This window comes from Samsonia erythrinae, from assembly GCF_004342665.1.
GTDB lineage: Bacteria > Pseudomonadota > Gammaproteobacteria > Enterobacterales > Enterobacteriaceae > Samsonia > Samsonia erythrinae.
The window spans coordinates 438,909-453,054 of sequence record NZ_SMBY01000001.1 but is presented as its reverse complement, the minus strand read 5'-3'; the positions used below and the strand labels follow the sequence as shown (position 1 = coordinate 453,054).

The 14,146-nt window shown below is 52.6% G+C and carries 13 protein-coding genes; 3 read left to right on the top strand and 10 right to left on the bottom strand.

Annotated features, from left to right (window positions below):
• Positions 1-626: 626 nt before the first annotated feature.
• Entirely contained in the window at positions 627-1,913 is a 1,287-nt protein-coding gene (locus tag EDC54_RS02025; RefSeq protein ID WP_132452732.1) for a citrate synthase, read from the top strand.
• A gap of 134 nt (positions 1,914-2,047) precedes the next feature.
• On the opposite strand, the gene nei is transcribed toward EDC54_RS02025, so the two are convergent.
• From nei to EDC54_RS01990, 7 genes are all read right to left on the bottom strand, one after another.
• Positions 2,048-2,875 (bottom strand): endonuclease VIII, encoded by an 828-nt coding sequence (gene nei / locus EDC54_RS02020; RefSeq protein ID WP_132452730.1) that lies wholly within the window; start codon positions 2,873-2,875, stop codon positions 2,048-2,050.
• Positions 2,876-3,040: 165 nt separating this feature from the next.
• Entirely contained in the window at positions 3,041-3,778 is a 738-nt protein-coding gene (gene pxpA / locus EDC54_RS02015) for a 5-oxoprolinase subunit PxpA (RefSeq protein WP_132452728.1), read from the bottom strand.
• Positions 3,768-4,712: a 5-oxoprolinase subunit PxpC gene (gene pxpC / locus EDC54_RS02010; protein ID WP_132452726.1), complete on the bottom strand. Its 945-nt coding sequence runs from the start codon at positions 4,710-4,712 to the stop codon at positions 3,768-3,770. Before pxpC ends, pxpA begins: the two co-directional genes overlap by 11 nt.
• Positions 4,706-5,359, bottom strand: coding sequence for a 5-oxoprolinase subunit PxpB (gene pxpB / locus EDC54_RS02005; RefSeq protein ID WP_132452724.1), 654 nt, complete (start codon positions 5,357-5,359; stop codon positions 4,706-4,708). Before pxpB ends, pxpC begins: the two co-directional genes overlap by 7 nt.
• A 148-nt stretch (positions 5,360-5,507) precedes the next feature.
• Complete coding sequence (locus tag EDC54_RS02000) at positions 5,508-6,251, bottom strand: type 2 GTP cyclohydrolase I (protein WP_132452722.1); 744 nt, start codon at positions 6,249-6,251, stop codon at positions 5,508-5,510.
• On the bottom strand, positions 6,244-7,710 hold the full coding sequence (gene phrB, locus EDC54_RS01995) for a deoxyribodipyrimidine photo-lyase (RefSeq protein ID WP_132452720.1): 1,467 nt from the start codon (positions 7,708-7,710) through the stop codon (positions 6,244-6,246). The genes EDC54_RS02000 and phrB overlap by 8 nt, the downstream gene beginning before the upstream one ends.
• 8 nt (positions 7,711-7,718) lie before the next feature.
• A complete protein-coding gene (locus tag EDC54_RS01990) occupies positions 7,719-8,690 on the bottom strand; it encodes a YbgA family protein (RefSeq protein ID WP_132452718.1) in 972 nt (323 codons plus the stop codon).
• Positions 8,691-9,342: 652 nt separating this feature from the next.
• On the opposite strand from EDC54_RS01990, the gene EDC54_RS01985 reads away from it, so the two are divergent.
• Positions 9,343-10,215 carry a hypothetical protein gene (locus EDC54_RS01985; RefSeq protein ID WP_132452716.1) on the top strand — a complete coding sequence of 291 codons (873 nt, stop codon included), beginning with the start codon at positions 9,343-9,345 and terminating at the stop codon, positions 10,213-10,215.
• 204 nt (positions 10,216-10,419) lie between these two features.
• Here the strand turns inward: EDC54_RS01985 and EDC54_RS01980 are convergent, their stop codons facing one another.
• On the bottom strand, positions 10,420-10,626 hold the full coding sequence (locus tag EDC54_RS01980; RefSeq protein WP_132452714.1) for a DUF2517 family protein: 207 nt from the start codon (positions 10,624-10,626) through the stop codon (positions 10,420-10,422).
• Positions 10,627-11,180: 554 nt separating this feature from the next.
• Between EDC54_RS01980 and EDC54_RS01975 the strand changes: the two genes are divergently transcribed.
• Positions 11,181-11,609 carry an EamA family transporter gene (locus EDC54_RS01975; protein WP_132452712.1) on the top strand — a complete coding sequence of 143 codons (429 nt, stop codon included), beginning with the start codon at positions 11,181-11,183 and terminating at the stop codon, positions 11,607-11,609.
• A gap of 63 nt (positions 11,610-11,672) precedes the next feature.
• Here the strand turns inward: EDC54_RS01975 and pgm are convergent, their stop codons facing one another.
• Positions 11,673-13,316 carry a phosphoglucomutase (alpha-D-glucose-1,6-bisphosphate-dependent) gene (gene pgm, locus EDC54_RS01970; protein ID WP_132452710.1) on the bottom strand — a complete coding sequence of 548 codons (1,644 nt, stop codon included), beginning with the start codon at positions 13,314-13,316 and terminating at the stop codon, positions 11,673-11,675.
• A gap of 115 nt (positions 13,317-13,431) precedes the next feature.
• Positions 13,432-13,962, bottom strand: a complete 531-nt coding sequence (seqA, locus tag EDC54_RS01965; protein WP_132452708.1) for a replication initiation negative regulator SeqA — start codon at positions 13,960-13,962, stop codon at positions 13,432-13,434.
• Between the last annotated feature and the right edge of the window lie 184 nt (positions 13,963-14,146).

The following is a 14,146-nucleotide window of genomic DNA, read 5'->3' as shown; positions in this document are numbered from 1 at the left end:
TATTATTGTTTCTTCCTCCGGACCTGATGTGAGGACAGACAGCATGAAAGTTGGCGACCCTGAAACGGGTGTACGATACGCGCCCAAACATCGACATTCCGGTGTCTAAACAACGCATGATCCTTTCATACTGGGTGCTCCTACTGCAGGGTAATTCCGGAGACCTGTCGGCAGTATAGGTCCTTCACATTCTTATTACAATTACCCTACAAACTGTTTGGTGACATTTGCCCTGAACAGTGATTTAGATCACGAACTTCACAATTTATATAAAATTAATTATCTGATTTGACAAAAGTTCAACATTTAAATTACAAATAGAGGATTAAATTCCTTATGATGAATTAAAGCTCGACGGCGATGCTTCCACACTGACGCAACTTATGTAACAGTGGGAAAAATCCACGTAAAAATCATTGGTAATGACGACAATCTAATTCTGTGTATTGTTAATTATCTGGAGAACAATTTTTCATCCTGAAAGCGGCGATCCGCCTTACTCTGTTCCCTATTCGGCAACTGTGTTACAGCAGAGTTTCACCGGACATACCCTTTGTCCGGTGCGCAGGCATGACGGTATTTCTTCAGTGAAGATTTTTAAAATTTAAGCGCTAAGGAGACTGTAAATGGCTGATAAAAAAGCAACGCTTACCGTAGAAGGTAAAGATCCGATTGAGCTAAATGTCCTGTCTGGTACGCTCGGGAATGATGAAATCGATATTCGTCCCCTTGGTTCTAAAGGTTACTTCACATTTGATCCCGGCTTTACGTCCACGGCATCTTGCGAATCCAAGATTACTTATATCGACGGTGATGAAGGCGTTCTGTTGCACCGCGGCTATCCGATCGATCAGCTCGCTGAAAAATCAAATTATCTTGAAGTGTGTTACATCCTGCTGTTCGGAGAAGCACCAACACCATCGCAGTTTGAAACCTTCAAAACGACCGTTACCCGCCACACCATGATTCATGAGCAGATTACCCGTCTGTTCCACGGTTTCCGCCGCGATTCACACCCAATGGCCGTTCTGTGCGGCGTCACAGGCGCGCTGGCGGCGTTTTATCATGATTCGCTGGACATCAGCATCGAGCGCCACCGCGAAATCGCGGCGTATCGCCTGCTGTCCAAAATGCCGACCGTCGCGGCGATGTGCTACAAATATTCACTGGGCCAGCCGTTTGTTTATCCCAAAAACAACCTGTCCTACGCGGGCAATTTCCTGCATATGATGTTCTCTACGCCATGTGAAGAATACGTGGTGAATCCCGTGCTGGAACGCGCGATGGATCGCATTCTGATCCTGCATGCCGATCACGAGCAGAACGCCTCGACATCGACCGTGCGTACCGCAGGCTCTTCCGGCGCCAACCCCTTTGCCTGTATCGCCGCGGGGATCGCCTCGCTGTGGGGACCGGCGCACGGCGGCGCGAACGAAGCCTGCCTGCGTATGTTGGAAGAAATCAGCAGCGTTGAGCACATCCCGGCGTTTATCGAACGCGCGAAAGACAAAAATGACTCCTTCCGTCTGATGGGCTTTGGCCACCGCGTGTATAAAAACCATGACCCGCGCGCCAAGGTTATGCGTGAAACCTGCCACGAAGTGCTGAGAGAACTGGGCAGAAAAGACGACCTGCTGGAAGTGGCGATGGAGTTGGAAAATATCGCGCTGAACGACCCGTACTTCATTGAGAAGAAGCTCTATCCGAACGTGGATTTCTACTCCGGCATCATCCTGAAAGCGATGGGTATTCCGTCTTCAATGTTCACCGTGATCTTCGCGATGGCGCGCACCGTCGGCTGGATTGCACACTGGAACGAAATGCACGACGATGGCATCAAGATTGCTCGTCCGCGCCAGCTGTATACCGGCTACGACAAACGTGATTTTGCATCCAATCTGAAACAGGATTAATCTCCCCGGCGCGAATCAAAAGTCCGGGCATGACGATCTCATATATGGATTGGGGGGGAAACACGGTGTGGGAATGCCCCGCACCGTGGCAGCCCCCGGTATCTCAATCCCGAAACATCGACATTAAGACATCACTACCCGGCCTTTGCGCTTTCAGAAGGGTGTGCCAGCGAACCCTGGCAGTGCGGGCACCAGTAAAACGGGCGAGATGACAGCACCGTTCTTTCAATGGTTCCACCGCAACGCTCGCAGCTTTCCCCGTCACGATGAAAAACCTTGAACGAAAAAATCGCCCCATGGTGTCGGTTTTCATCAACGGCGCCGCGCGTGGTGTAGGACAATCGGGGGATCTCCAGCAACGCCCGACTCAATCTCTGCAACTGTTCCTCATTCAACTCTGCTGCCGTGTGTTGCGGCGCGATCTGCGCCTGCCAGAGGATCTCGACGCGCAGGTAATTCCCCAGCCCCGCGAGGAAAGCCTGATCCAGCAGCAGCCCACTCAACCGACGACGGCGAAAACGCGGTAGTAATAAACGCTCGCGTACCTGTTCCGGCGTGAGCGAAAGATCCAGCACATCAGGGCCAATGCGTTGCAGAAAAGGATGCTCCCCGAGTGAATCCACCGTCAGCATTTCAATATCTGACGCGCTATAAAGCAGGATTGCGCGATCCTGCGTCTCCAGCCGGATACGCAAATCCCGCTTCGTTTCCGGTGATTCCCCGGCATTCACGACTCGCCAGACGCCGTAAAGCTGATTATGGCTATACAGCACCCGGCCATTGCTAAAGTAGGTCAGCAGCGCCTTGCCGCGCGTTTCAATTTGCCTGATCTGCTGCCCGAGCAATTCTGTTTCGTACCGCTTCAGTCCCGGAAACGCAAACCAGACGCGCGTCAACGTCTTTCCGACCACCGCATCAACCAGCTTATCGGCCGCCCGGCGAATTTCCGGTCCTTCCGGCATACTCAACTCCCTGAAAATCAAACATGCTGCCTTTTCCCGACACACTCGATTAATACCGTGCGCCCCCGCAGGACACGCATCAGCCTACGCGCCAATCGTATCCTCCTGCAAACGTGGATGTCGTAACAAGCGCGCGTTTTCTCTCCCCGCTTCCGTCAAAAATAATCAGGTCGCCGCTATCGTTATCTGATGCTGGATAAAGCAATTACGCAGTTTGCGGGCAAACAGCAGCGCATGTTGCCCGTCACCGTGGATACATACGGTATCCGCCTGCACATTAACCCAGGAGCCGTCGATCGCCCTGACCCGCTGGCGTTGAATCATTTCCAGCGTCTGCGCCAGCGCCAGTTCGTCGCTGTTAATCAGCGCACCGGCCTGAGTACGGGGCACCAGCGAACCGTCGGACTGGTAGCTGCGATCGGCAAACACCTCCTGACGCGTCGCCAACCCCAACCGCCGCCCCGCGCGAATTAACTCACTTCCCGCCAATCCAACCAGACGCAAAGTCGGGTTCACGCGCTTTACCGCGCTGGCTACCGCATCCGCCAGTTCAGGATCGCTCGCCGCCTGATTGTACAACATACCATGAGGCTTCACGTGCGACAGCGCGCCCCCTTCGGCAGCAGCAATCGCACTCAGTGCGCCGAGCTGATACACGATCTGCGCAAACACGATGTCCGCAGGAAACTGCATCGCTTTACGGCCAAAATTTTCACGATCGGGAAAACCCGGATGCGCGCCGAGCGCTACGCCATAACCGATCCCCCAACGTACCGACTGCCGCATGGTTTGAGCATCGCCCGCATGAAAGCCACAGGCAATGTTTGCAGAGGTCACCAGCTTCAGTAACGCTTCGTCATACTCCCCCCCTTCCCCCAAATCGGCATTCAGATCAATCACCATGCAGCCTCCATGCGAGTTGTTCGAGATAACGACGCTGCTCTTCCAGGGCTTTTTGCGCATGAGCTCGCGTACAGCGAATAAAATGTATCGGCTCACCGAGCCGGATTTGCGCCAGATGGAATAAATCCGCTTCAATGACCGTCGCAATACGCGGATAACCGCCCGTCGTTTGCGCGTCGGCCAGCAGCACAATCGGGTGGCCATTGTGAGGAACCTGCACGACGCCCGGCAGCAGCCCATGCGACCGCAGCTCGCCCGGATTGCTGCCCGACAAGGTGGCGCGCTGTAGCTCGGCGCCCAGCAGTCGGTAGCCCATGCGGTTACTCTGTGGACTCAATTGCCATGACGTGCGCCAAAACAGCTCCTGTATCTCTTCACTGAACGTCTCATACTCCGGTCCCGGCAGGGCACGCACGCGGTTACCAAACAGTAGCTGTTTAATTCCTGCTTCCCGTTTCGGTTCACGCGTCGGCGTCCCCAACGGCAACTCATCGCCATCTCGCAACAAACGTCCGTCAAAACCACCGAACCCGGCTTTTAAATCGGTACTGCGTGAGCCGAGCGCTTCCGGCACATCCACACCGCCGGACAGCGCCAGATAGCTGCGCATTCCGTTACGCGGCAGGCGCATTTTCAACGTTTGTCCCGGTTTCACCGCAAAACGCCAGCCCGTCCAGAGCGGTTTCCCATCCAGATCCGCATGGCAATCCGCCCCGGTCAGCGCGATCCAGCGGGCAGAGGTGAATGTGGCACTAAACCTGCCCAGCGTCACTTCCAGCGCCGCGGCGCCCTCTTCGTTGCCGACCAATAGGTTAGCCATTTTCAACGCAGGGAGATCGAGCGCGCCTGACTGGCTGATCCCCAGACGGCGGAAACCGATGCGCCCCGTGTCCTGCACCGAGGTATGCAGTCCGGCTTGAATCACTTTCAGCATACGCCCTCCTTCTGCGGCAGAAACCGGACATTATCTCCGGGTCGCAATAGCGTTGGCGGCATCGTTTGCGGGTTGAACAGCATCACCGATGTACGACCAATCAATTGCCACCCTCCGGGTGTATCTAGCGGATAGATTCCCGTCTGCGCCCCGCCGATCCCAACCGACCCCGCCGGCACTCGCAGGCGAGGTTCAGCGCGACGCGGCATATGCAACTGCGCGCTCAGCCCGCCAAGGTAGGCAAACCCCGGCTGAAATCCCAGGAAGTAGACCACGTACTGCCCGGCAGCGTGCGCATCCACAACCTGACGCGGCGTCAACCCGCTGTGATGCGCGACCTCCTCCAGATCCGGTCCGGCATCGCCGCCATAGATGACAGGGATATCGATGTCCCGTGGGTCAAACACCAGCGATTCGCTTTCTTCCCACCAACGCTGCAACCGTTCAATCGTCTCCACCGCCGGATGGGGATGCGCCAACAGCACCGTCAGATTGTTCATGCCCGGAATCACTTCCAGTACGTCTTCATGGCGGTTCAGACGCTCGGTAAGTCCCCATATCCGCTGCTGGCTCTCCAGCGACACTGGCGATTCCAGCGCCAGAACGACGGCCCTCTCGCCCAGAAGATAACATCGTGCTCGTTGCAACCTTTCCTCCTGAATAGCATTTTATTCATCATGCTGAACATGACCTAATGATTCGCAGCGCTCACCGATAGGTTGTCATCTCAGCGATTAAGCAACAATAATGCCAAGATGCAAGCGTCGACAGGTACGATACGCACGTTGCCCGTCATCAGGCCGGATTGGGAATATCAATAAATGTCACCTCGAAACCATGCTGCGCCGCCAGCCACTTGCCCAGCGCCTGAATACCGCCGCGCTCGGTGGCATGGTGTCCTGCTGCAAAGAAGTGCAATCCCATTTCGCGCGCGATATGAATGGTTTGCTCGGAGACTTCTCCGGTAATAAACGCATCGACTCCGAAGCGGGCCGCCAGTTCAATAAAGCCCTGACCGCCACCGGTACACCAGGCGACACGCTGTATCTGCGGTGGTGCATTATCCCCACAATGCAGCACGGTACGCCCCAGCCGTTTTTCCACCCGGCGGCAAAAGGCATCCGCCGTCATCGGCTGCGCCAGTGCACCATACGGCACCAACGGTTCAATTAATCCCTGCACGTCAATATCCAGCAAGGCGGCCAGCTGTGCGTTGTTGCCCAATTCCGGGTGCGCATCCAGCGGCAGATGATAGCCGTACAGGTTAATGTCATTCATCAACAACGTCTTAAGACGATTACGCTTCATGCCGCAGACAATCTGCGGTTCGTTTTTCCAGAAGTAGCCGTGGTGCACCAGAATCGCATCGGCCTGTTCCTCTACCGCGGCGTCCAGCAGCGCCTGTGAGGCCGTTACGCCAGTCACAATACGTTTTACGTCTGCACGCCCCTCAACCTGTAAACCGTTCGGCCCGTAATCCTGAAATGCCTCCGTGTTCAGTTTCTCGTTAATTAATCGTTCCAGATCCACATTACGCATACTGACTTCTCTCTTCTTGCTCGTTATCCGCCATGCCAGCGTTTTTCGCCGCCTCAAACGCCGCCAGCGTCTCCTGACGGGCTTTCTTATGATCGACGATTGGCTGCGGGTAGTTCAACTGATGCTGCTGTTTGTCAGCCCAGCGATGGGGCTGATGAATATCGTTATCCGGCACGGCGGCCAGTTCGGGCAGCCAGTGACGAATAAACCGACCGTCGGGATCGAAACGCTCACCCTGCGTCGTCGGGTTGAAAATACGAAAATAAGGTACAGCGTCAGTACCGGTCGAGGCCGCCCACTGCCAGCCGCCGTTATTCGCAGCCAGATCGCCATCTAACAGCTGCGACATAAAATAGCGTTCGCCCTCACGCCAGTCGATCAGTAAATCTTTGACGAGAAAGCTGGCGCAAATCATACGCAGGCGGTTGTGTATCCACCCCGTTTCATTCAGTTGGCGCATCGCCGCATCCACAATCGGGTAGCCGGTTTTGCCCTGCTGCCATGCCGATAACGCTTCCGGCGACACTCGCCATTTCACCCATTGCGTCCACGCGGTGAACGGACGGTGTTTACATAATGCCGGCCAGAACACAATCAGGTGGCGATAAAATTCACGCCAGACCAGCTCGTTAAACCAGATAAATGCTCCACCTTCACGTCGTTCCAGCATCTCCGGGTTCTCGGCGAGCAGGCGGCTAACACACTGACGCGGCGACAGTATCCCTAGCGCCAGATACGGAGAGAGTTTACTGGTGCCGGGCAACGCCGGGAAATCCCGCCGTTTGTCGTAATCCTGCGCCTGTTCACGACAAAAACGCCGCAATGACTGTAGCGCCGCACGCTCGCCGGGAGGGAAATCGTCGCTGTCCACCTCGCGTCGCGGATAGCTAAACGGCGACAGCGCCGCCATATCGCTGATGGGTTCACCGCGCACGTCCGGCGCCGGTGCGCAGGCGGTATCGGCAGCCAGCAGACGCTTGATAAAAGCCTGACGAAACGGCGTAAACACTTTATACATCTCACCGCTGCCGTTAAGCACGCTGCCCGGCGGCAGCAACAGGCTATCATGATAACCGTGGCAGTTTACACTGCCGGCCAGACGCGTCTTCACCTGCTTATCACGCAGGCGCTCATTGATTTCATACTGATAATTATAGAAGAGATCGGTAACCTGTCGCCGCGCGCAAAATTGCACCAGCCAGTCAACCGATGCCGCGAAGTCAGGGCATTCGTGGTAATGCAACGGGATACCTTTTTCGGCCAGCGCATGCTGCACCACCCGCAGGTTATCAAGCAGAAAGGCGGCCTGACGCGGCGCCATCGCGTGTTTTTCCCACTGCGCAGGCGTCGCGATAAAGAGCGCCAGCACGGTCGCATCGGGATCCTGACAGGCGGCGTGAAGCGCCAGATTATCGGTGACGCGCAGATCGTTGCGCAGCCAGACTACATGCGTGCTCATGAGATTCCTCAGGCGGAAAACGAGTGTCCATAACGCTGGCGCAATGCTTCCGGGTATGGCTCGAAATAACGCTGCTGAGCCAGATAGGCATCCGGGTATTGCGCCATGTAATGTTTGAGTAATGTGATGGGAGCCAGCAACGGCTGCAACCCCTGACGATAGCGATCAATCAGCTGAGCCAGCTCCTGTCGCTGCTGAGAAGTAAGCTGCTGACGGAAATAGCCCTGGACATGCATCAGCACATTGGTGTGATTGCGCCGCGTCGCCGGTTTTGACAGCAGCCTCATCAGCCGCGTCCGATATTCAACAATATAGTCTTCCAGCGAGGCCCATTTGTCGATTCCCGCCACAAACGGCCCCAGTTTGCGGTATTCCGGCTGAGAATGCGCCAACAGCAGCAATTTGTAGCGGCTGTGAAAGGCAATCAGCGCGCCGCGACTCAGTCCGTTTTGCCATAGCTGATTCAGTTCATGCAGCGCATAAACGCGCTCAATGAAATTTTCACGCAAATCGGGATCGTTCAGACGCACATCTTCTTCAACCGGTAACCAGGGCATTTGCCGCATCAGCTCTTGCGTAAACAGGCCTATTCCGCTTTTGCGCGCGCTCTTTTGTACTTCATCGTAAACCTTCACTCGTTCCATACCGCAGCTTGGCGATTTCACGCAGACGATATACCCGCATAAGTGCTGAAGCTGGCTGACTTTGTCAGCGGAAAATACCGTCATTTGCTGTGTGACCTCCAGCGGTGAACCATTACTGGCGCGCAGCGTGATGTGGTTTTCCCCCTCTCGCACCAGCCTGAGCGCCGGACGTGGCACCGGTAAACCCACCGCCATTTCGGGACTGACAAGTTCAAAGCGAAGATAAGGCGCCAATTCTTCAACGGCAAACGTCAAACGCTTGTGTCCGCCATCAAACCGCACGGGGTTGCCCAGCAGACAGGCACTGATACCAACAGGGATAAGTTCGAGCGTCATGATTTGTCCTTAGCGCGTCAAGTTTATCTGAATGGCATTTTACAGACTCTCTGACCAGCATAGCGGATTTCACCGCCATGCTGTGCCGCCGAAGCAAGAATAAAGGAATAAATCATGAGATTGGAAAGGGGGGGAGAGAAAAAATGATCTATTCTGATGTTATCCCCACCTGATTATATTGTAATTTCATAATCTATTGGAGTCTGAGATCCAGTTGCGGTGGCGAAGGTCATACATCAGGTGATTGACTCCACCGATCTGAAAATATTTCCTTAAGTAATTAGAAAATCAAAAACAAAGTACAGAGAAACGGAAATTTGACGTAAGCTTTCTCTGGGATCCGAGGTATACGTTACTCTCCTCATTAACCTCACTTTAATTTATTGATTTAAAAATATGAAAACAAATCAAGAAAGAGAGAAACAGAAGAAAAGAACAAAAACATTAAATGAATATTACAGCCCAATGACATTTACCGATCAAATAAAATCAATACGCAACATATCATTCCCAATGTAATTATATTATCCAGCGTCTTATAAAAAACTTGCCAATTTAATAAAAGAACCTACTCTTTTATCAGGCTTGATCAATCTTGCCTGAATCGATATCACTTCATCAATCTTTATTCTTTTTATCAAGAGAGGGTTTTATGTCTGATATTCAACATGATAACACATTAACTCTATTTAGCTCCTGGCTTGATGATGATAAACAGCTTAAATTAAGTGAATCATCAATGAAAACACACCGTCTATTTGTATTATCAGAAGAAGGAGATAGTAGCGTATCAGGTCAAAACACTATCTCAACCGGCACACTGGCACCTCAGGAATCGGAACAAGGGAAAATTCTTGATGATGCAATAGCTCGTGGGGATAAAAACGACATTGCAAAAGTCCTGGCAAGCTCTACAGGTAATGCTGTTTCCAGTATTTTAGGGTTGTCCCAAAGCCGCTCTGGTTGGAATCCATTAGAACCAGATAAAGAAAGCAATGAAAAAGGTTTTACTCTATTCATTGAAAGCCTATTAAAAGTGCCTTATTTTAACACAACACAGGCAGAGAGCACGACAGTGCACTATGAAGAAGAAAACTATGACTCTCTAATTAATAAAGTCGTTGATTTATATGACGGAGTAGAAGAAAGAGACAAATCAAAAATAAAGAGCAGCATTGTGAACCTGGCAAAAGCATGCACGAGTCGGGTCAACACACAAAACACAAAAACGCTTTTTGTTCAAAACACATTGAATGCTTATAACAAAAACATTGTTGTCCAATTACAACAAACATTTATGATGATGGAGCGCAGCCATTCTTCAGGAAAAGGAGCGCCTAAAGACAAATATAAGACAGAAATCAGCGTTAAAGTATTAGAATTAACTTTTCAAGGAAACATCTGGACGAAAGATGCTGCTGAAAAGCTAGCTAATAAATTCGCAAAAAGTTGGGATGACTGGCTAGACGATACCAGTACGCCAGAATCAGACAATGCAAAAAATATCAACTTCTGTTTTAACTAGTCAGAAAACAACTGCCTTTTATATTTCTAGCAAAAATCACAAAACGAGCGTAATAAAGTAAAGGTTAAATATTTAAACTTATCCTCGCCAGATTAACCGAGGGTATCCTTTAACCTAAAAAATTTTTTAAAAATAATAGAATAATAATTTATTTAAAAATGGCCGGGTAATTTCCGGCCCATTTTTCTAAATGTAGACTAGCGATTAGTAGAAATCACCGACAGCGGCTTCGGACTGCGCCAGCCAGACCGGTTTATCGCTGGTTTTCAGCCAGATACGGTGTAAGTAGCTATAAAAACGTGCCCTATCGCGGCGAAACAGCATCACCGGTAACGCCAGCACGCCGACAACCACTACGGCGGCGCGTCGCAGAAGAATACGGTACAAGGGATAAGCAGTATATAGCGACATAGCGAGCCTCCTCAGGGATCAGCGCCCTTACTCAGCGGCGCCCGATATAACGATAAAATCAGAATGGTGGTATTGGTTAAAATTTCACCGCTTTTCCTGAAGCTTTACTACTCATCGGACCAGATAAAAAAGAAATAATTGCGCGTTTTTTAGCTGGCACATCATAAGGTTACATAAAGGTTAAAAACAATCATAGCACAAGTTAATTTATGGTTTTGAAATTGGACCACCTTGCTTCCGCTTTCTCGCCACATCACATACGATGTTGTTAACACAGTGACGTTACCACCGCATCCACCGCCTACTTCTCATCTCATTTCTATACTTTTTTACGCCCGCAGACGGGAAATGTGCGTTTTTTCCTGAATTTCCCTCCCCTGACGCTGTCTATTTCGCTCTGGAGGTATGGGATCCGGCAAGACCGCGCCATCTCTTGACAGAAACAGCTATCGGTTATCGTTTTATGCCGTAAAATTATCCTTCTGTATCAGGTGACGTCCGCAGAGTAGGTTTCCCACAGTACGCGCCTGCCTTTTCTTCAGGAATACGCCGTCATGAGTAGTTGGTTAATTTACGCCTTGCTGTCCGCAGTATGCGCCGCACTGGTCGCGATATTTGGCAAGATAGGCCTGCAAAATTTGGACGCCAATACGGCGACCGCAATTCGTGCCGTCATTATGGCACTTTTTCTGGTAGGCGTTGTGGTCGCACAAGGCAAGCTGGTACTGGTCGGAGAGATTATTGCTAATAAGAAAGCGCTGTTGTTCATTGTTCTCAGCGGCGTCGCGGGGGCGCTGTCATGGCTGTTTTACTTTGTCGCATTGAAGAACGGCAACGTCGCACAGGTCGCTCCGATCGATAAGCTCAGCGTGGTATTTGCTGTCGTGCTGGCGGTGATCCTGCTGGGAGAAAAAATTTCGCTGATGGCAGGAGCCGGTGTTGCGCTGATTTCCGCAGGGGCGCTCCTTGTTGCGTTGGGATAACTGCATTTTGCATTTTCTGGCTATACGCGATTAAAAAAGGCGCTGCATGCAGCGCCTTTTCACTTATTTCGCCGTTGCCAGTACCGCACTGACAATCTCTACCGCTTCTTTCTCGATGCGCTCGCGGTGTTCTGCCCCGAGGAAACTTTCACAGTAGATCTTGTAGGCTTCTTCCGTACCGGAAGGACGCGCGGCAAACCAGCCGTTCTCCGTCATCACTTTCAGGCCGCCAATCGAAGCGCCGTTGCCCGGCGCAGCGGTCAGACGTGCCGTGATCGGGTCGCCCGCCAGCGTACTGGCCGCTACCTGCTCAGGCGACAGTTTGGACAACACCGCTTTTTGCGCATGCGTCGCGGGAGCCTGAATACGGTTGTAGCTCGGCGCGCCGAAGCGTTGTGCCAGCTCATCATAATGCTGCTGCGGGTTTTTCCCCGTCACAGCGGTGATTTCCGCCGCCAGCAGACACAGGATGATACCGTCCTTATCCGTCGACCATGGCGTACCGTCAAAGCGCAGGAAAGAGGCCCCCGCGCTTTCTTCGCCACCGAAACCGAAACTACCGTCATACAGGCCGTCAACAAACCATTTAAAGCCGACGGGAACTTCCACCAGCTTACGCCCCAAATCCGCCACGACGCGATCGATCATCGCACTGGATACCAGAGTTTTACCGACGGCGACAGACTGCCCCCACTGCGGGCGATGCTGGAACAGATAGTTGATCGCCACCGCCAGATAGTGGTTCGGATTCATCAGACCCGCCGGCGTGACAATACCGTGACGGTCATAATCAGGATCGTTGGCAAACGCCAGATCGAATTTGTCACGCAGCGCCAGCAGCCCGGCCATCGCCGATTCTGATGAGCAATCCATGCGGATCGCGCCGTCGTGATCAAGCGACATAAAGCGGAACGTCTGGTCGATCGCATCATTAACCAGCGTCAGATCCAATTTATAGTGCTCTGCGATGCGCTGCCAGTAGGCGATACCGGAGCCGCCGAGCGGATCGACGCCCAGTTTCAGGCCGGCACGCTGAATCGCCGCCATATCCACCACGCTAGCCAGCCCTTCGACATACGGCTGAACCAGATCCTGTTCGTGGACGTAGCCACTTTGCCACGCCTGATCCAGCGTCATCCGCTTCACGTCACGGAGATCGTCCGCCAGCAGCTCATTGGCGCGCTTCTCTATCACGCTGGTGAGATTGGTGTCCGCCGGGCCGCCGTTCGGCGGATTATATTTGATCCCGCCATCTTCCGGCGGATTGTGGGACGGCGTGATCACGATGCCGTCCGCCAGCGCCCCGCCCTGACGATTGTGAACCAGAATCGCGTTAGACACCGCCGGCGTTGGGGTAAAACCGTTATCCAACTGCACGATCACATCCACACCGTTGGCAGCCAATACTTCCAGCACGGAAATAAACGCAGGTTCAGAAAGGGCGTGGGTATCTTTCCCCACGTAGCACGGCCCGCTGATGCCCTGAGCCTTACGCTCTTCCGCGATTGCCTGTGCAATCGCCAGAATGTGCGCCTCATTGAAGCTATGGCGTCCCGCGCTGCCACGGTGACCGGACGTACCGAATTTCACCGCATGCGCGGCGTTACCGACTTCCGGACGCAACACATAATATTGTGACGTCAACTGTGCCACATTGATCAAATCGCTCTGCCGGGCCGGTTGCCCTGCTCTGGGGTGATTAGCCATTGGCGCTTCTCCCTAACGCTGTTGTTAGATTAGTAAATCGTGTGATACCCATCCGACTTCGGAGCGTATGTCTTGGCGTCATGCCGCTCGACGTATTCAGGGTAACGATAATGGATTAGATGGTGCCACACACTTTTTCTGTCAGTTCTGACGGAAACTGCATAGTCTGCATAATGTGCTCGATCATGCTGCGTTTACGACCGGTATTGGTATTGGTAATCACCCAGTATGGCGTGCCTGGAATATGTTTCGGCTTGGTATGGGTGCCATGCTGAATTAACGTTTGCTGATCGCCTGCGAAATAGACCCGAGTGCGGCCATGAAGTGATTCCGTCGCCGCCGCGAATTCCTGTGGCGATAAAACATACAGCGTGGACAGAACCAGCATAAAGCGATTAATCGCCTTATTCTGTTCAGCATATTCATCCGACAACAGCAGCTCACGCAGGGTGCGTACCCGATCGCGCGCAGTCGGCGCGGCCGCTGGTTGAACCGTTGCAGTCGTCTCTGCCTGTCGCGTTGGTGCAGACTGACCGGCGGTAAATTTCAGCATACGACGTAAAATATCCGATGCGCTCTCGCCGATATGCTGCGTGTGGCTGGCAATATAACGATAAAGTTCTTCGTCGACTTCAATAGTTTTCATCTTTATCCAGTGCTGTTTTTACCCACTCTAGTGCAAATTGCGAAGACGTTTTCCTTCTGCAACCTGACATCAGGGTAGATGACTCAAATCAAAAGGATTATACAGGCGTTCAAACAGTCTCGAACAGCGACATAACGGGACAATACCAAAACTCAGACTATGCCCCAATGCCTTTCGCATCCAT